We start from the raw sequence: 16,931 nt of genomic DNA on the forward strand, positions 1-16,931 counted from the left end.
TCGAAAGGCTAGCAATCCTAGTCCTTCTATTCGGATTTATTAATATCTTCTTTTAATTCGTCTAAATTAAACTTGGCAAAGAGATAGTTGCGGTCTTGGACTGGGAAGCGTTGGTCCAACTGGTCGACGGGGCCAATTTCAACGGTACCGTCTGTCATGACAAAGTCCATGACGTGGCCACCAAAGGAGAAATCCTCGGAAATAAAGTGAAGATGGTAACCAGCGACGCTAACCCCATGGAACATTTCCGGTGTCCAAAAACCAACAATGGTCCCCGAAACATCTTCAGCTGTATACTCAGGCTGACGGGTCGCTACTTCTGCAAACTTTTCCCCGCTTTGGGCTTGGGGAATCATGCGGACGTGCATGTGTTTGAAATGTCCCTTAATTTTGATAGAACGAAAGAGATTAGCCCCATCATAGTAGGATTCTATACGATCTTCCAATTCCTTATCGGTCGTTTCATAACGTTGCTTAAAAACCACTTCTGCTTGGTGGGGAACTACAGCCGCATAGGGAACCTTCGTTGTTGGAGCTACTTCAACCACCTTGAGATTGCCATTTTTACTAGTCGTTTGATAAGCCTTGCCATCAAGGACCACCAACTCCCCATCAATAGAATCTAGGGTCCCAATGCCTAGGTCTCCGTGCTTGAGCAACTCCCCGATGGTCATAGAACCATCGTAGAGACCAGCAAAGAGGGCATTTAAGGTATTATACTGAAAAAGTTTAATGACTTCAGCCATGTCTTTTTTCCTTCTTTCTTATGTAAGAGTCTGAGGGCAAAACATCCCTTATACAAGGTAAGCCAGAGGTCTTAATAAAATTCTTCTGGTAGGATAGTCTCAGCTAGGGCTGTATTATCCTTGTAATCAATTGGGATATCAATTAATACAGGTCCTTGATTAGCCTCTGCCAGAGCTTGCCTAAGAGTGGCTTGGAAGCTGTCCTTGCTATCGACCCGATAGCCCTTGGCACCGAAACTCTCCGCATATTTTACAAAATCAACTGGTCCAAAGTCAACCCCTGAAGCACGACCATACTTCTTTTCTTCCTGGAATTTAACCATGTCATACTTACCATCATTCCAAATGATATGGACAATCGGCAGTTTGAGACGGACTGCTGTTTCCAACTCTTGAGCGGAAAAGAGGAAACCACCATCCCCAGAAATGGAGACGATTTTGGTATTGGGCCGTAGGAGGGCTGCCGAGATAGCCCAAGGCAGGGCAACACCCAGGGTCTGCATCCCGTTGGAAAAGAGCAGGTGGCGGGCTTCATAGGACTTGAAATAACGGGCCATCCAGATATAGTGACTGCCCACATCAACCGTCACCGTCATATCATCAGTAACTTGGTCTTGAAGAACCTCAATTACATCCAAAGGGTGAAGGAGGCCAGCTTGAGAATTGGTATCAAACTTAAGGTCACCAGCCAACTCCTTCTTCAAATTTTTTAGGTAGTCAACAGAACCTTCTGGCAAGCGGTAGCCAGAAATAGCTGGCAAGAGTAGGTCAATGGTCTCTTCAATATTACCGATTAATTCTCGCTCGGGTTGGAAATAGGTGTCAATTTCAGCTGTATCCGTATCAATAACGACAATGCGGGCTGAGATTTCAGCATTCCAGTTGCGAGCTTCATATTCGATTGGGTCATAGCCAATAGCAATCACTAAGTCAGAGCGCTTGAGTAGCATGTCCCCTGGTTGGTTACGAAAGAGGCCTACCCGACCGAAAAAGGTTTCTTCTTCTAACTCACGTGAGACAATTCCTGCCCCTTGGAAGGTTTCGACAACAGGTAATTTAACGGCCTCTAAGAGACGACGGAGAGCCCCAGTCACCCGACTGGTGGAAGCACCATTTCCCAAAAGTAAAACAGGCAGTGCCGCATTGCGGATGGCCTGAGCCAGATAATTAATATCATCAACCGAGGCTGAGCCCATCTTGGGATCGGTCAGAGGTTTAATGGCCTTGACAGAAACCTGGCTATCAGTCACATCCTGAGGGATAGAAATAAAGCTGGCTCCTGGCTTACCCAATTTAGCATAGCGATAGGCGTTAGCCAAGGTTTCAGAAATGGTATTAGGTTCTTGGACCTCGGCAGCATACTTGGTAATGGGAGCCATCATGGCCATATTGTTCATGGACTGGTGAGCCCTCTTAAGCAAATCAGCCCTCTTAACTTGGCCACCAATGGCAAGGACAGGGTCGCCTTCATCGGTTGCGGTCACTAGACCGGTAGCCATATTAGAAACTCCAGGACCAGAGGTTGTTATCACAACTCCAGGTTGACCCGTTATTCGTCCTACCCCCTGAGCCATAAAGACCGCATTTTGTTCATGGCGGGCTACAATCAATTCAGGCCCCTTGTCTTCCAAGGTATCAAAAACTCGGTCAATCTTGGCTCCAGGAATTCCGAAAACATATTTGACATCATGATTAATGAGACTATCAACAACTAGATCGGCCCCATAAATTTTTTCTTCTGTCATTACTTTACCCAACTTTCTAACAATAAAAAAGAAGCTCTGGTGACAAAGAATTTCACAAAGTTTCTTTTTGATTTTTACATCATGTAAGTCACATTATAGCACGTTTCTTCCTAAATTCTAGTCCTAAAGTTTGTGAAATGATGAGCATTAAGGCTGGAGCTCAAAAAGGCCCACCTCCTAAAGGTGAGCCGATTGAGAACTTTTGACTAATCAATGGCAATATAGCGACGGTTGCCACTATAAGCGATGTAAGAAATCCATGTCTTACCTTCGGCCGTTTTAATACTATCGTAGTTAACGGCTTGACCAGCTACACCTGACTAGCCAAGAAGAGACTGGCCCCTAGCGGGACTGAGGCAGCACCAAAGGAATATTTGCGAATGGAAAACCGTTGTTTTTCATGCAGGGCCATGTATTTTTTCATTGTCGGAACCCCTTTCATTAGAATTATGAATTAATTTCTAAACTTATTATAGCACTAAGAGAAAGCGTTTTCAACATTGTTTTGTAATATTGTAACTTTTTTTGTCATGATGTTGTTTTTGCATAATAAAAAAGCCCCCTTAGAGGCTCAGCTGATGGTTCAATTTTCGTCTGTCAAGAAGTCCGCCATATTCATATCGTCTGGTACCAGTTGGAGATAGTGCTGGGCGATTTGACGGGCTCGGTCATGGTAACCGAATTCTCTTAGAATATAGGCGTAATCTTGGAGGAATTCGGGATTATCCTTGAGGTCCTCAGCAATGGCTTGAAAATGCTCTAGGGCTTCTTCTCGCTCAAGGGCCTGATAGGCCTTGGCCAGATTCCACTTGGTTAGGACACTATCAATATCCTCTTGCTCCAAGGCGAGAACATCCTGATAGCGCTCCTCTTCCAGATAGAGGTTGGATAGGCGCATCAGCACCTCCTCCAAATCCTCAGCCAAATCCCTGGCCGATAGGAGGTAGCTTTCGGCGACCTTACTATCGTGGTTTTCATAGGAGAGCTGGGAGGCCAGAAGCAAGAGCCGACTATCAAACTCATTCTTGGATAGACCCTGCTGGGCTAGTTTGAGGGCTTCTTGAATCCTATGCTCCTCATGCAGGGAGAGGGCATAGACGTATTCGTAGCCCTCAAAGTCAGGGTTTATGGTATCTAGCTGTTTGAAATAGAGGTTGGCCTTCTGATACTCCTCTTGGTCATAGAGAATAGTGGCCAACTCAAAGACCGTAGCATCTTCATATTCAATCTGGACAGCCTTTTCGAGAAACTCAATGGCTGCTTCAAACTTTCCTAGGCTGGCGTAGGCCCGCCCAATTCTTTGGTAGGTAGAAATCCCCGTGGTTTCTAGGATGTCTCGGTTATCCAGTTGGGCATATTCCTTAATCGCTTGGTCATAATTTTCCAGCTGGTAATCCAGTTCCGCCAGGCCAAAGATGACCAGAGGCTCCTGACTGATTTGAGAAGCCTCTAGCATTTTCTCCCTGGCCACATCGCTTAAGCCTTCCATATCATAGAGGTCGGCCGTGACCATAAGGGCAGATAGGTAATTTTCATCGTCTGGACCAATGGTATCCAGATAGCCAAAGGCCTCTTCTAGTTGGCCATCTTCAGCTGCAATCTGGGCTAAATTGATGGCGACATCGGGATAAGTAGCCAACTCCTGGAGGTAGATTTCCTTGGCTTGAGGTAAAAATCCTATACTCTCTAGATACTGGGCTAGAGACAAAAGAGTCTCGGCGTCATCATTCGCCAAGGCTTTTTTGAAATATTTATTGGCATGGTCCAAATCTCCCTGGTCTAGGGAGGCAATCATTTTTTCACTATTTAGCACGTTCCTGCTCACTTTCTTCATTGTATAAGCCACTGAAATCACGATACCAATCGAAGATTTCTTTGACGACAACTTTCAGGGCTGAATAGACTGGAATTCCAAGTAGCACACCCCAGACACCAAAGACTGAACCCGAGGCCAAGAGGATAAAGAGAATCATGATGGGGTGGATACTGAGCTTGGTGCCCAAGACCAGGGGGGACACAAAACGTCCTTCAATGGTCTGCTCAACCGCAAAGACAATCAGGACCTTGATCAACATCCAGGGTCCAGCCACCAGACCAAGGATAATAGCTGGCAGCATAGCCAAGAAGCTCCCCAGATAGGGAATGAGGTTGAGAACTCCAGCCAGGATTCCCAAGGCCACAGCATAGCGCAGGTCAATCAGGCTAAAGAGGATAGAAAACATAATACCAACCACGATAGCCACGGTCACCTGCCCCTGAACATAGCCCTGCCACTGCGTGTTGACATCGCTGAGAATCCGAGACAGAGGCTTGCGCCATTTGACAGGGAAGGTCTTAAGGATGGAGCCTTTAAGTTTATCGCTGTCACGCAAGAGGTAAAAAACGATAAAGGGCATCATGATGATGGCGATGGCCACTCGAGTAACAGCTGAGGCGAAATCGCCAGCCCAGCTGACAATATTTTTAGAAAAATTCTCAGCATAGCCAATAGCCTTGCTACTGTAGTTGTTGACCCAGTCTTCCAGTTGGGGACGGATGGCCTCAAAGCGATTGTCCGCAATAACCTGATTCACCTGTCTTTCGACTGACTTGATATAGTGGGGCAGATTATTGATAAAGGACATAATCTGTTCCTGCAACATGGGGAAAAAGCTGGCACCACCCCAAATTAGGAGACCAACAATAACCAGATAAACTAGACTGATGGCCATGACCCGATTGATGGGCAGGTGCTTCTCCACAAAATTAACAATGGGCTTGAGGAGGTAATAAAGCAGAACCGAAATGACAATCGGCAACATGATGACCGTTAGAAAGCCAGCTAAGGCCGTGAAGATAAAGCTGATACGGGTCAAAAGATATAGAGCCAAGAAGGTCAAAATTAAAATGACCAGACTGCTGACAAAGCGATTGTCAACCACCCACTTGTAAAACCAACTCTCGTAAAATTTTTCGTTTTTCTTATCCATGATATTCCTTATTTATCGTAAAATTTAACCGCCTTCTCAACCAATTTCCCAGCTGAATCATAGGTGAATTTGGCAGAGAAAAAGGGCTTGTCTTCTAGAATCCACTTGAAAATCTCATAGTCCCCTTCCCAGGTGGGCTTAGAGAGAACCTGATCATAGGGAACCCATTCTAACGTTCCCTCACGGGATGCCTCATCAGAAATGAGCTCACCTTCAAAATCTGTCACCTTGAACACATAGGTGTACCAGTCGTGGCCAGGTGTAAATTCGGGAAAGGTAATGATGCCCTTAAAATCCATTTCCTTGACGGTGAAATGGGTCTCTTCGAAAATCTCCCTTTTGGCACAGTCTTCTGGGGTTTCTCCAGCCTCTAACTTGCCCCCAACAGAAATCCACTTACCCTCATGGACATCATTGGGCTTCTTGTTGCGGAGCATCAACAAAAGTTCTTTGCCGTTATCTATATAACAGATGGTTGCCAGTTTGGTCATGCTGCCTTCTTTCATTCCTTACAATAGTATATTTATTTTAACAAAAAAATGCTATAATTTCTCTATAGAAATAAGGCTTGAGGACTGGTCCTCCTTCTTTTTGGGAGGCAGCTTCCTCATCTAGAAAGGCTAGCATGGAAGAAATCTATTTTGGGACTTATACCAAACGCCAATCCCAAGGAATCTACAAGGCTGATTTTGATAATGAAACAGGGCAACTGTCCAACCTAGAATTACTGGCTGAGCAGGAAAATCCCACTTACCTAACCTTTAGCCCCGATGATTGCCTCTATAGTATTGCTAGTCATCAAGACCAGGGAGGAGTTGCCAGCTATTCGGCTGGTTTTCAGCCTCTTAATACCGTATTAGAAGATGGTGCTGCTCCCTGCCACCTGGGTTGGGATGACAAGCGAGACTTGGTCTTTTCAGCCAATTACCACACAGGCCAAGCCCTGGTTTACAAACGCCAAGCTGATGGTAGCCTAGACCTGGTTAATCGGATTGTCCATCAGGGGTCTGGCCCCCATGCCAATCAAGGCCATGCTCGGGTTCATTTTGCTGATATCAGTCCTGACCACTACCTCCTGACCTGCGACTTGGGGACAGATGAATTGACCAGCTACGCCCTGAATGAGACAGGCCTGGTACAACCCATCGACAACTACAAATTTCCGGCTGGCAGTGGCCCTCGTCACCTGACCTTCCATCCTATTTTTAAGCATGCTTTTGTGGTCTGCGAATTAGATTCATCCGTTCATAATTTAATTTATCAGGGCTGTGGTAATTTTGAGGCCTATCAAGTCATCCCAACACTCCTTGATGATTACCAGGGCTTCAATGCTCCTGCTGCCATCAAGGTGACCAGTGATGGTTGGTTCGTCTATGTCTCCAACCGAGGTCATAATTCTATCGCCTGCTACCGTTTTATTTTAGATGGCTACATTCATTTGATTGATGTCGTTCCCACTCATGGAGAAACACCACGAGACATCTGCCTGAGCGCTGATGAAAATTATCTTCTGGTGGCCCATCAGGATTCGGACAATGTGACGGTTTTTCGCAGAAATTTGGATACTGGTCGCTTGAGCGAAGTTAGTCATGATTTTCAAGTTCCCGAAGCGGTCTGCTTAGTCAATCGCCCTCTTCCCTAATTTAATACTCTTCAAAAATCAAATCTATCCATCGTTAATTCACCTTTCCGTACCCAAGTACTGCCTGCAGTTCGTTGCCTTGGCTATTTTTGATTTTTATTGAGTATAAAGCAAGGATAACACCCATGTTTAAACCCATTCTTGGACTTAAGGCTTCTGCCGACCCCCAGCAATTAGCCAGTCGCCTCCGTTACAAACCGGAGGTTTTTGAATTTTATACCAGTCAAGATGACTTTTCTCAGATAGGACTCAGACGCCTTAAGGAAGCCGTTTTAGAGGTTCAAAATCAAGCTACTAAGCGCATCGTCCTTCACCAGCCCATGAAATATCATGGGGAGTTTTTGGAGATGATTACACCAAAGAAGCTTCTGCCTGAACTCTACTATTTTTTGGAAAAATCAACCAACGATTTGCTGGATCTGGCCTTCGACCATGATTGTCAGGTCTTGGTTCACGGTTCTTATGAGCTTAAAAATCCTCAGGTATTAGAATACTACGGTAGTCTGGAGATGGCCCGACAAGTCACTTTTGAACGTTTGGACTATTTCAGCCAGCTGGGTGGTCAGAAAATCCTCTTTGAAAATGGGATTTCGCCAATTTTCTTCTTTGGCGACCCGACTATGACCAAGAAATATTGGACAGGGGCTATCGTCTAGCCTTTGATACCTCCCACGCCCTGATTAAGGCCCAGGGGGACAATCAGGTCCTGCTGGACTCTTTGGAGAGGTTAAGGCCCAATAGCCACCACTACCACCTGGTCGACAGTATGGGCAAATACCATGACAGCCTGACTCTGGGAAAGGGCATTACGGATTGACCAGAGGTCCTAAAAAGGCTCAATCCCCAGGCTTCTGCCATCTATGAAATTGTCGTCAAGGATGTCAATAACCCTAAAGAACAGCTGGCTAGCCACAAGTTTTTAAGCAATTTGGTTTGATATTTAAAAGTTTTATGCTTTAATAAAAGGGTCTAAGACAAAATAAAGACATAAAAAGGAGAGAGACCATGAATCCAAGTGAATTATTTAACCAAGTCAAGGAACTCATTGAGAAGAAAGACTTCTCAGCTGCCCAAAAATTTATTGACCAACATAAGGACGACCTCGGTGACTACCTCGATAAGGCCAAGGACCTCTTGGCTGGCGTCAAAGGTGCCGATGGTGTCCTGGATAAGGTTAAGGGACTTTTTGGTAAATAAAGAAGCCATCTAGGCTACCTAGCCTTACTTTAGAACGTATAAAAGAGCCGAGAAAACTAAATTCGGCTCTTTTTATTGACTCTAACCAAAACGGTCAGGGCTAATTTTATAGTTGTGAGTTTCATGGAGGTTTTCAATGATAACGACCACTATAAATTGGATCAATACTCTTCGAAAATCAAAACTTTCCATCGTTAACTCACCTTGCCGTACTCCAGTACTGTCTTCAGTTCGTTGCCTCGGCTAATTCCGATTTTCATTGAGTATAAAAAGGTATCCTAAGCCTTTTTAATCCTTTGACTTGATTGACTTTATATAACGTTCAATCGGATAATCCTGGTAATCCAATTGGCCTTTTTTGCCGACTAGAAGATGCACTAATTCTTTGGCGATTAGAGGACCTGTTGTTAAGCCTGACGAGCCTAGACCTGAGGCAGCATAGACGTTCTTTAGCTCAGGGACTTGACCGTAAAAGGGAGCAAAGTCACTGGTGTAGGCCCGAGTGCCCACTCGCTCCTGATAGGTTTTAGCTTGAGCCAATATAGGCAGAAAGGCCTGAGCCTGATTTTCTAATTCCTGCAAGACTTGGGGGTCTGGTGTCAAATCATACCCTTGATCATTTTCGTGGCTGGCTCCAACTGAAATTTGTCCTGCTTTAAAAGGAATGATGTCCAGTTCACCTTCTGGCATGACGACGGGTAGGTCAACGGTCGGTAAGTCCTCAAAGAAGTAATCTCGCAACTGGCCCTTCTGAGGGCGGATATCCACTTGGTAGCCTAGTGGCTGGAGAATTTCTGGTAGCCAGGCTCCTGTCGCCAGTAAGACCTTATCAAAGGTCTGCCCCTCAATCTGATAGGTGCCATCCGCCATGACTTGGAGGCCAACCTTGTCCTTGATTACCTGACAACCAGAGGCCTGCAAAAGGGTCCTAGTCAGATTAGCCCCTTCCACTTGGGCACCACCAGAAGCATAGAGAAGCTGGTCAAAGCCCTGTAAATGCGGAAACCGCTGAGCTACCTGAGCTTGATTTAAAATCTCCAGTTGACCAATCAGGGGCGACTCCTCTCGCCGACTGTTAGCTAGGGCTTTCAGTTCAGCCAGCTTACTTTGGTCCCGCTTTAGGAGATAGACGCCAGTCTGCTTATAGAAACTAGTATCCCAGCCATCGGCCTGTAAGTCGGCTATCAGCTCTTGATAGAAATCCGTACCCAGACGGGCCATTTTATACCAAGCCTTATTGCGTCGCTTGGAAAACCAGGGACTGATTATTCCTGCTGCTGCCTTGGTGGCCTGTCCTTGGCCGTAATCAAAGACCGTCACTTGATAATCATTTTCTTTTGAAAGGTAATAGGCAGCTGTTGCGCCAACAATACCTGCCCCTACTACAGCAACTTTCATGCTAATATTCTCCTAACCAAGGGCCACATCCATGACCATCATAATGACAAAGCCCAGCATCAACCCCAGAGTAGCAATATCGGTATTGCCATTGGTCTGGGACTCGGGAATTAGTTCTTCCACGACAACAAAAATCATAGCACCAGCCGCAAAGGAGAGGGCGTAGGGAAGAATGGGCATCATGAGCATAACCAGTCCTGCCCCTAAGACGGCTCCGATGGGTTCAACAATGGCTGACATAGAGCCCAGATAAAAGGCTCGCAATCGTGACTTACCATCTGTCCGAATAGGAATGGACAAGGCTGCCCCCTCGGGGACATTTTGTAAACCAATCCCGATGGCCAAGCCAAGAGCTCCTAGAAGAGCTGATTGGCTGGGAAGACAACCAGCTAGGGCACCGAAGGTTACGCCGACCGCCAGGCCTTCAGGGAAATTGTGGATGGTAATGGCTAGAAAGAGCAAGGCCGTTTTGGAGAGCTTCTTAGGGGGCTGCAGGCCCTCAGCCTGACTGACATCCTCCTTATCCAAATGCAGGTGGGGGACCAGGGCATCAATCAGACGAAGGGCAAGACCGCCCACCAAAAATCCGACCGCTGCAGGAATCCAAGACCAGCCTCCATAATCTGCCTTGGCATAAGTGATGGAGGGCTCCAAGAGGGACCAAAAGGAGGCAGCAATCATGACCCCTGCCGCAAAACCCATCATGGTATCCAGAAGCCTGCGACTTATAGTCTTAAAGAAGAAAACGATAGCTGCCCCAAGAATGGTACAGCCCCAGGTGAAAAGCCCAGCTAGGAAGGCTAGGAGGACAACATTTTGCGATAAAATCCAATTCATGATTGACTCTCCTAGCGATGACTAAAAGGATTGGTGGAAGCCTGACTAGGGATAATTTCTACATCCCAGCCTGCTTCTAACTTCCAGGCAGTCATCTTCTCCACGAGTTTTTCAATAAAAAGGACTTCGATATAGTGACCGGGGTCAAGGGCCAGAAGGCCATCTGTCAGCATATCCTGAGCTGTGTGGTAATATATATCTCCCGTGATATAGACCTGAGCCCCTTTAGCTAGGGCATCCTGGTAGAAACTTTGACCACTACCACCGCAGATAGCAACCCGACTAATGGTTGGATTAGCTCCATCGTAACGCACCAGCCTGATGCTGTCTAGACCAAAAACCGACTTAACGTTCAACGCTAAATCTTCCAAACTTTGGGGTCTAATATTTCCCACTCGGCCAATGCCATAGCCATCGGTTGTTGGCGTCAAAATTTCTCTATCTTCAATGGCCAAAAGGTCACAGAACCAGTCATTGAGGCCATCAGGGACAATGTCAATATTAGTATGGCTGACATAGACAGCAATATCATGTTTGACTAGCTCCAAAAGAATATCTGTTCGTGGACTACTGGTCAAATCCTTGAGGGGACGAAAAATTAGAGCGTGCTTGGTGATGATGAGATCCACTCCATTTTTTATAGCCTCTGCTACCATATTTTCCCGAACATCCAGGGTCACCATGACCTTCTTAATGACCTTGTCTAGACTGCCAACTTGAAGTCCAGAAATATCTCCCTCCATGGAGAGCTCCTGGGGACAATAACTTTCATATTTGTCAATAAATTCTCTAGCCTTCATCCTTGATAGCCTCCTTGATAGCTTGAATTCTTTGCTCTAGAGCCTGCCGGTCCCCCTGGTTATCTTGGGGAATCTTGCTCAGAGCTCCTTCTAATTTTCCCAGTTCCCTTTGCCATTTGGCCATGAAACCAGGAGATTTCACTTCTAGGTGGCGGGGACCAAAGCGTTGCTGAAAATCATTGAGAATTTCCTGTCCAGGCTGGGCGACAATGATTTCATAGAATTTTCCTTTTTCGCTCATGACCTTTTCGGCCTTAATTCTAAAGCCGTGGTCAGATAGCCAAGCTCGAACATCATCCTCACGATTATTGGGTTGGAGCACCAAGCGCTCCAGACCTGATAATTTGTCTTCACCTGCTGCCAAAATATCGGCAATCAGTCGTCCTCCCATCCCACAGATGGCAAGGGTGGTCACCCCATCACTAGGCTCCAAGGCCTCTAAACCATCAGCCAGACGAACCTGAATCTGCTTATCCAGACCAGCTTCTGCCACATTAGCAAGGGCAGACTGATAGGGACCTTGAACCACTTCACCAGCAATGGCCGAGCTAATCAACCCTGCCTGTAAAAGATAAATTGGCAGGTAGCCATGGTCGCTACCGACATCTAAGAGTTTGACCCCCTGGGGGATAAAGTCCGCCACATCCAAGAGACGTTGTGAAATATTTGTTTCCATAGGCCTTATTATAGCAGAAAAAATCAAGCCTTGCCTGCCGTTTTTTTGCTTGAAAAGGTCAGAAACATCAGTTACTTCCTAGCTTGGGGGCGCAGCCAATTTCTCAGAGCTAATGACAAGCAAGTGACTCCAAATTGCAAAAAGGCCTGAGCACATGATTGGCTCGGACCTTTCTTGATAGTTTATTCTCGCTCATTCCAGAGGTTCATGGCATTAAGAAAATCATCTGAAACTTGAACCTTACTGGGGTTGGCTTGATCGCGCTCTTGGCGGCGTTCTTCAATCTGCCGAACGGTAGTGATACCATCCCTGGTCCACCGCCTCAGAATGGCCGTCAAGTATTTCCAGTTGCGCTTGCTGTTGAAAATACTTTCCTTAAGGGCCTCACGAATCAAATCAGGGCTAACATCATCTTCTCGGACATACTTTTGCAAGTCCTCCAATTCAAACGGTGTTAGCATCCAGCCCGATTTTTCAAAATCATTGATGAGGCTTTGCAAATCATTGGCATTATCCAGCGGAGCCGTCGGAGCTTGGCTCCCTTGATTTCCATGTCCCAGCAGGTCATCCAAATGCTGGAGCACCGGACTGGCATCAAAGATAATATCCGTCTCTCCGTCCAATTCAATGGTCTTCATGACTAGAAGCTCCTGATTGGTCAGGTTAGAAATGGCTTGGTTGACCTCTGCCACGGTCTTTCCTAAGGCATCAGCCACTCGGCTGGAGGGCATTTCATCTACTTTAGTTGTATTTTGTAGGTAGAAAAATTGCCAGACCAGATAGTCATCAGCGGTCGCAAAGATTTCCTTAAAATGAAAGAGTAGGCTAGCTGGCAAAACCAAGTTGCCCTTTTGATAATTGTCTAAAAAAGTCATAGTTTCTCTTTATAAATAGCCATATAGGCTGTCTCTTTCTTCCAAATCTTCCAGGCAATAAGGTGTTTCTTGGTAGACAGCGTAATTAAGCCAATTGGTAAAAAAGGTCGAGGCTGCCAAACTCCACCGAAGCTTGGGCTGCTGGTCAGCCTGTCCCTGAGGGAAATAATTGACAGGACGCTTGGGCCCCTTATGGGCCTTAAGGTCTCTTTGATATTCTCGTTTCAGGGTATCGCGGTCATATTCCAGATGCCCAAAACTATAGATTTCTCGCAAATCCCGGCTGGCTAGGATAGACAGGCCAACCTCATCTCCCTTAGCTAAGATTTGCAGATTGGTTTTTGAGCGGACCTGTTCTTCTGTAACCTGGGTATGGCGGGAATGAGGCGATAGGAAGCTATCATCAAAACCCCGCATGAGCGGTGAAAAATGCTCCACCACATCTTGCTCATAGATTCCGGACAATTTGTAGTCCATCAACAACTTCTCCACCCTATAGCGGTAATAGAGCCCTGCCTGAGCCCCCCAACACAAGTGCAGGGTTGAGTAGACATGATGCTTGGCCCAATCAAAAATCTGACAGAGCTCCTGCCAGTAGTCAACCTTTTCAAAGGGCAGGGTTTCTACGGGTGCCCCCGTAATGATTAAGCCATCAAAGTAATCCCCCTTAATTTCTTCAAAGGTCTTGTAAAAGGTCTCCAAATACTCAGCCTTGGTATTTTTGGACTGATGACTGGCGGTATAGATAAAGTCCAATTTAATTTGCAGCGGGGTGTTAGACAGGTAGCGCAAAAGCTGGGTCTCTGTGGCCTCCTTGGTCGGCATGAGATTGAGAATCAAGACCTTAATTGGCCGAATATCCTGCCCCCTGGCTCTGATATCGTCCATGACGAAGATATTTTCATTCTTTAAAATATCAACGGCAGGCAATTTTTTATTGAGGGTAATTGGCATGAAAATATCCCCATTCTATAATAGATTACCTCTATTATAAAACATGGGGATAGGCATTTCAAATAGAACTTTACTAGGCTGGGCTATAACTACTCTCTATAGCTCAACCAGGGAAGTTCATCAAAATCTTTGTATCGTAACCTTCGATAGCCTTGCGACCATCAAGACCATCCAACTCAATCAAGAAGGCACAGCCGGCAACGACACCACCCAGACGTTCAACCATCTCGATAGTAGCCTTAACCGTACCACCCGTTGCCAGGAGGTCATCGACAATCAGAACCCTTTGACTAGGCTTAATAGCATCGGCATGCATGGTTAAAGTGTCAATCCCATATTCCTTTTCATAGTCAGCGGATATAACTTCGCGAGGCAATTTTCCAGGCTTACGAACAGGTGCAAAACCAATCCCCAATTCATAGGCAACTGGACAACCAACAATGAAGCCACGGGCTTCTGGTCCAACGACCATATCAATCTTCTTGTCGCTAGCGTATTGAACAATTTCACGAACCGCATAGCTGTAAGCTGGACCGTCTGCCATCAAGGGGCTGATGTCACGAAAGGTAATGCCTTCTTTAGGGTAATTTTCAATTGAAGCAATGTAGTTTTTTAAATCCATAATGTTCTTTCTATCAGCTTTCTGCCAAAATGTTTTACAGTTCATTATAGCACAAATCCCCAAGAAAGGCGGACAGGACTTATTGAAAAATTGCAGGGGGTAGATACGAAAGAGAATTGACCGGCAATCAAAAAAGAGGACCATAAGAAAAAGAGAGGTGCTCCTCCCTTTAAAAATGATTAGACGGTTATTGGCTAGCCTCAGGCGCACTAGCTCTTTTAGAGGGCACTTTTATTCTTGGACATAGGCCACTGCCCGAACGGGCGAGCCTGTCGCCTTTTCCCAATGAGGATAGGCGATGGCGATGAAACTGCCTGTGGCTGGAACCTGGTCCAAATTGGCCATGACCTCTAGTTGGTAGATCCCTTGCTCCAGTAAATAGTATTCGTTAAGCAGGGCTCCATTTTTGGCAGCGGTCTGACCGCTATCCGTATCCAGGGTTTCATGCCCCAGAGCCTTAACAGCTCTTTCCTTAATCAGAAATTCGATAGCTTCCCGACTCCAGCCTGGGGTTTCCTGAGTGCCTTGGGCATTGAGATTTCTGATAGCGTCCTGGTCGGGCCATCTCTTGGACCAATCACTGCGGAAGGCGACAAAGGCCCCAGCTTCAATCTGGCCATGTTGCTCTTCAAATGCTAGAATATCGGCTACACTTAATTCAAGATTAGGATTTTGGGCAACTTTTTCTGATAAATCAATGACATAGAGGGGGAGAAAAAGTTCTTCTAGAGGGAGCTCATCTAGCCACTTGCCTCCTTGGACAAAATGAATGGGGGCATCAATATGAGTCCCGTACTGGCCAACAACGGTGAATTGTTGGACATGAAAACCGTCCTTGAGGGTAAAGATATCCTTCTTCTCCAGAGCCGGCAAGGCAGGAAAGTGGGGACTGGTTTCAGAAATTTGATGGGTTAAATCGACTAATTTGGCCTTCTTAAAGGCTTGAAAAGCTTCTTGTAAACTGACCATATAAATACCTCCAAACTTAAGACTTATTGAAGAGCTGACCTAGATTTTATCAAAGGACTGAGTTAAATTTTTTCCAAAGCTTGACTCAAATCGGCAATTAAGTCATTGCCGTTTTCCAAGCCGATAGACAGGCGGATTTGATTTTGACTAATACCGCAAGCTACCAAGTCTTCCTCAGATAGTTGTCCGTGGGTGGTTGTCGCTGGGTGGACTACCAGAGATTTGGCATCGGCCACATTGGCCAAGTCGGAGAAAATTTCTAAGCTATCAATAACTGCTCTAGCTTCCTTACTGCCTCCCTTGACATGGAAGGTAAAGATAGAGCCTGCTCCCTTAGGCAGATATTTTTTCGCCAAGTCGTAATAGGGACTGGATGGCAGGCCAGGATAATTGACCTTCTCAACCTTGGGATGATTTTCCAAGAAATCCACAATCTTCTTGGTGTTTTCCAAATGACGGTCAACCCGCAAGGAGAGGGTTTCTAGGCCTTGGAGAAGCAAGAAGGCATTGAAAGGCGACAAACAAGCGCCGAGGTCACGCAAAAGCTGGGTCCGAACGGCTGTCACAAAGGCTGCCGCTCCAATATCTCTGGTATAACTAAGGTTGTGGTAGGAAGGATCCTCCTCAACAAATTGGGGGAACTTGCCAGAAGCCTCCCAATCAAAGCGACCACTATCAACAATAACACCCCCGATAGAGGTTCCGTGACCACCAATAAACTTTGTAGCCGAATGAACAGCGATGTCAGCCCCATGTTCAAAAACATTAATCAAATATGGAGTCGCAAAGGTATTATCAATAACCAGAGGAATCTTGTGATTATGAGCAATTTTCGCCACAGCTTCAATATCAGGGATATTAATAAGCGGGTTGCCTAGGGTCTCAATCAGGACCAACTTGGTATTGTCCTGGAGGGCCGCTGCGACTTCATCTAGATTATCGACATTGACAAAGCTTGTTGTAATCCCGTAGCGAGGGAGGGTTTCTTTGAGCAAGTTGAAGGTGCCTCCGTAGAGGGTGGTGGCGGCAACCACGTGATCCCCAGCATGGGCCAAGGCCAAGATGCTGTAGGTGATAGCGGCCATACCCGATGCTGTTGCTACTGCTCCCACGCCCTTCTCAAGGGCCGCCATGCGGTCTTCAAAAACAGCCACCGTCGGATTGGTGATGCGGGAGTAGATATTAGCTGGTTGTCTCAGGGCAAAGATGTCCTCAGCTGCTTGAGCATCGTCAAAGACATAAGAGGTTGTCTGGTAAATGGGCACAGCTCGCGACTTGGTATCCGAGTCGATGGGCTGACCAGCATGAAGCTGCAGGGTTTCAAAGGAATAATCTTGGGTCATAAAATCTCTCCTATTCGATAAATTAGTATTATTTTACACCCAAAACTATTTTCAGACCAATAGTTATCTAAGCGAAAGGGTTATAGGTAGGGACTATAGCTCTTTGGAGAATCCAGACACAGGAAAAATGGATTATATGAAAAAACTCCGCCACTGGG

At 46.1% G+C, this 16,931-nt stretch carries 16 protein-coding genes and 3 pseudogenes; 3 read left to right on the forward strand and 16 right to left on the reverse strand.

What is annotated here, in order from left to right; translation table 11 throughout:
- Positions 1 to 26 precede the first annotated feature (26 nt).
- The 7 genes and pseudogenes from budA to DYE66_RS08175 all read right to left on the reverse strand — a co-directional run bounded on the left by budA (position 27) and on the right by DYE66_RS08175 (position 5,951).
- Positions 27 to 746, reverse strand: coding sequence for an acetolactate decarboxylase (gene budA, locus DYE66_RS08145; protein WP_002997380.1), 720 nt, complete (start codon positions 744 to 746; stop codon positions 27 to 29).
- A gap of 71 nt (positions 747 to 817) precedes the next feature.
- On the reverse strand, positions 818 to 2,491 hold the full coding sequence (gene alsS, locus DYE66_RS08150; RefSeq protein ID WP_002996842.1) for an acetolactate synthase AlsS: 1,674 nt from the start codon (positions 2,489 to 2,491) through the stop codon (positions 818 to 820).
- 206 nt (positions 2,492 to 2,697) lie between these two features.
- Positions 2,698 to 2,787 (reverse strand): annotated as a pseudogene (locus DYE66_RS08155) (SH3 domain-containing protein); the annotation flags it as partial.
- Between the two features lie 20 nt (positions 2,788 to 2,807).
- Positions 2,808 to 2,915 (reverse strand): annotated as a pseudogene (locus DYE66_RS08160) (YSIRK-type signal peptide-containing protein); the annotation flags it as partial.
- A gap of 159 nt (positions 2,916 to 3,074) precedes the next feature.
- Complete coding sequence (locus tag DYE66_RS08165; RefSeq protein WP_002997270.1) at positions 3,075 to 4,304, reverse strand: tetratricopeptide repeat protein; 1,230 nt, start codon at positions 4,302 to 4,304, stop codon at positions 3,075 to 3,077.
- Positions 4,294 to 5,460 carry an AI-2E family transporter gene (locus DYE66_RS08170; protein WP_002997341.1) on the reverse strand — a complete coding sequence of 389 codons (1,167 nt, stop codon included), beginning with the start codon at positions 5,458 to 5,460 and terminating at the stop codon, positions 4,294 to 4,296. Before DYE66_RS08170 ends, DYE66_RS08165 begins: the two co-directional genes overlap by 11 nt.
- 8 nt (positions 5,461 to 5,468) lie before the next feature.
- Positions 5,469 to 5,951 carry an NUDIX hydrolase gene (locus DYE66_RS08175; RefSeq protein WP_002997163.1) on the reverse strand — a complete coding sequence of 161 codons (483 nt, stop codon included), beginning with the start codon at positions 5,949 to 5,951 and terminating at the stop codon, positions 5,469 to 5,471.
- A gap of 134 nt (positions 5,952 to 6,085) precedes the next feature.
- Here DYE66_RS08175 and DYE66_RS08180 point away from each other — a divergent pair, with 134 nt between their 5' ends.
- The 3 genes and pseudogenes from DYE66_RS08180 (at position 6,086) to DYE66_RS08190 (ending at position 8,299) form a co-directional block, all read left to right on the forward strand.
- Entirely contained in the window at positions 6,086 to 7,102 is a 1,017-nt protein-coding gene (locus tag DYE66_RS08180) for a lactonase family protein (protein ID WP_002997148.1), read from the forward strand.
- 125 nt (positions 7,103 to 7,227) lie between these two features.
- Positions 7,228 to 8,039, forward strand: a pseudogene (locus tag DYE66_RS08185) (sugar phosphate isomerase/epimerase).
- 68 nt (positions 8,040 to 8,107) lie between these two features.
- A complete protein-coding gene (locus DYE66_RS08190) occupies positions 8,108 to 8,299 on the forward strand; it encodes a hypothetical protein (RefSeq protein WP_002996627.1) in 192 nt (63 codons plus the stop codon).
- 288 nt (positions 8,300 to 8,587) lie between these two features.
- Here the strand turns inward: DYE66_RS08190 and DYE66_RS08195 are convergent, their stop codons facing one another.
- The 9 genes from DYE66_RS08195 to DYE66_RS08235 form a co-directional block, all read right to left on the reverse strand.
- On the reverse strand, positions 8,588 to 9,697 hold the full coding sequence (locus DYE66_RS08195; RefSeq protein WP_002997056.1) for an NAD(P)/FAD-dependent oxidoreductase: 1,110 nt from the start codon (positions 9,695 to 9,697) through the stop codon (positions 8,588 to 8,590).
- A 12-nt stretch (positions 9,698 to 9,709) separates the two neighbouring features.
- Entirely contained in the window at positions 9,710 to 10,534 is an 825-nt protein-coding gene (locus DYE66_RS08200) for a ZIP family metal transporter (RefSeq protein WP_002997233.1), read from the reverse strand.
- A gap of 11 nt (positions 10,535 to 10,545) precedes the next feature.
- Positions 10,546 to 11,334, reverse strand: a complete 789-nt coding sequence (locus tag DYE66_RS08205) for a Nif3-like dinuclear metal center hexameric protein (RefSeq protein WP_115325111.1) — start codon at positions 11,332 to 11,334, stop codon at positions 10,546 to 10,548.
- Entirely contained in the window at positions 11,324 to 12,010 is a 687-nt protein-coding gene (locus DYE66_RS08210) for a tRNA (adenine(22)-N(1))-methyltransferase (RefSeq protein WP_002997218.1), read from the reverse strand. Before DYE66_RS08210 ends, DYE66_RS08205 begins: the two co-directional genes overlap by 11 nt.
- A gap of 182 nt (positions 12,011 to 12,192) precedes the next feature.
- On the reverse strand, positions 12,193 to 12,885 hold the full coding sequence (locus DYE66_RS08215; protein ID WP_002996676.1) for a DnaD domain-containing protein: 693 nt from the start codon (positions 12,883 to 12,885) through the stop codon (positions 12,193 to 12,195).
- 9 nt (positions 12,886 to 12,894) lie between these two features.
- Positions 12,895 to 13,839: a homoserine O-succinyltransferase gene (locus tag DYE66_RS08220; RefSeq protein ID WP_002996641.1), complete on the reverse strand. Its 945-nt coding sequence runs from the start codon at positions 13,837 to 13,839 to the stop codon at positions 12,895 to 12,897.
- A 103-nt stretch (positions 13,840 to 13,942) separates the two neighbouring features.
- Entirely contained in the window at positions 13,943 to 14,461 is a 519-nt protein-coding gene (locus DYE66_RS08225) for an adenine phosphoribosyltransferase (protein WP_002997263.1), read from the reverse strand.
- Between the two features lie 231 nt (positions 14,462 to 14,692).
- Positions 14,693 to 15,430 carry a cyclase family protein gene (locus DYE66_RS08230; RefSeq protein WP_002997224.1) on the reverse strand — a complete coding sequence of 246 codons (738 nt, stop codon included), beginning with the start codon at positions 15,428 to 15,430 and terminating at the stop codon, positions 14,693 to 14,695.
- A gap of 62 nt (positions 15,431 to 15,492) precedes the next feature.
- Positions 15,493 to 16,773 (reverse strand): O-acetylhomoserine aminocarboxypropyltransferase/cysteine synthase family protein, encoded by a 1,281-nt coding sequence (locus DYE66_RS08235; RefSeq protein WP_002996504.1) that lies wholly within the window; start codon positions 16,771 to 16,773, stop codon positions 15,493 to 15,495.
- Positions 16,774 to 16,931: the final 158 nt, after the last annotated feature.

It is taken from the genome of Streptococcus downei MFe28 (assembly GCF_900459175.1).
In the GTDB taxonomy this organism is placed as follows: Bacteria; Bacillota; Bacilli; order Lactobacillales; family Streptococcaceae; genus Streptococcus; species Streptococcus downei.

Coding starts and splice junctions, on each gene's coding strand:
- alsS (WP_002996842.1), bottom strand. CDS start 2,491: ATGACAGAAGAAAAAATTTATGGGGCCGATCTAGTTGTTGATAGTCTC.
- DYE66_RS08190 (WP_002996627.1), top strand. CDS start 8,108: ATGAATCCAAGTGAATTATTTAACCAAGTCAAGGAACTCATTGAGAAG.
- DYE66_RS08205 (WP_115325111.1), bottom strand. CDS start 11,334: ATGAAGGCTAGAGAATTTATTGACAAATATGAAAGTTATTGTCCCCAG.
- DYE66_RS08200 (WP_002997233.1), bottom strand. CDS start 10,534: ATGAATTGGATTTTATCGCAAAATGTTGTCCTCCTAGCCTTCCTAGCT.
- DYE66_RS08180 (WP_002997148.1), top strand. CDS start 6,086: ATGGAAGAAATCTATTTTGGGACTTATACCAAACGCCAATCCCAAGGA.
- DYE66_RS08230 (WP_002997224.1), bottom strand. CDS start 15,430: ATGGTCAGTTTACAAGAAGCTTTTCAAGCCTTTAAGAAGGCCAAATTA.
- DYE66_RS08220 (WP_002996641.1), bottom strand. CDS start 13,839: ATGCCAATTACCCTCAATAAAAAATTGCCTGCCGTTGATATTTTAAAG.
- DYE66_RS08170 (WP_002997341.1), bottom strand. CDS start 5,460: ATGGATAAGAAAAACGAAAAATTTTACGAGAGTTGGTTTTACAAGTGG.
- DYE66_RS08210 (WP_002997218.1), bottom strand. CDS start 12,010: ATGGAAACAAATATTTCACAACGTCTCTTGGATGTGGCGGACTTTATC.
- budA (WP_002997380.1), bottom strand. CDS start 746: ATGGCTGAAGTCATTAAACTTTTTCAGTATAATACCTTAAATGCCCTC.
- DYE66_RS08175 (WP_002997163.1), bottom strand. CDS start 5,951: ATGACCAAACTGGCAACCATCTGTTATATAGATAACGGCAAAGAACTT.
- DYE66_RS08215 (WP_002996676.1), bottom strand. CDS start 12,885: ATGACTTTTTTAGACAATTATCAAAAGGGCAACTTGGTTTTGCCAGCT.
- DYE66_RS08195 (WP_002997056.1), bottom strand. CDS start 9,697: ATGAAAGTTGCTGTAGTAGGGGCAGGTATTGTTGGCGCAACAGCTGCC.
- DYE66_RS08225 (WP_002997263.1), bottom strand. CDS start 14,461: ATGGATTTAAAAAACTACATTGCTTCAATTGAAAATTACCCTAAAGAA.
- DYE66_RS08235 (WP_002996504.1), bottom strand. CDS start 16,773: ATGACCCAAGATTATTCCTTTGAAACCCTGCAGCTTCATGCTGGTCAG.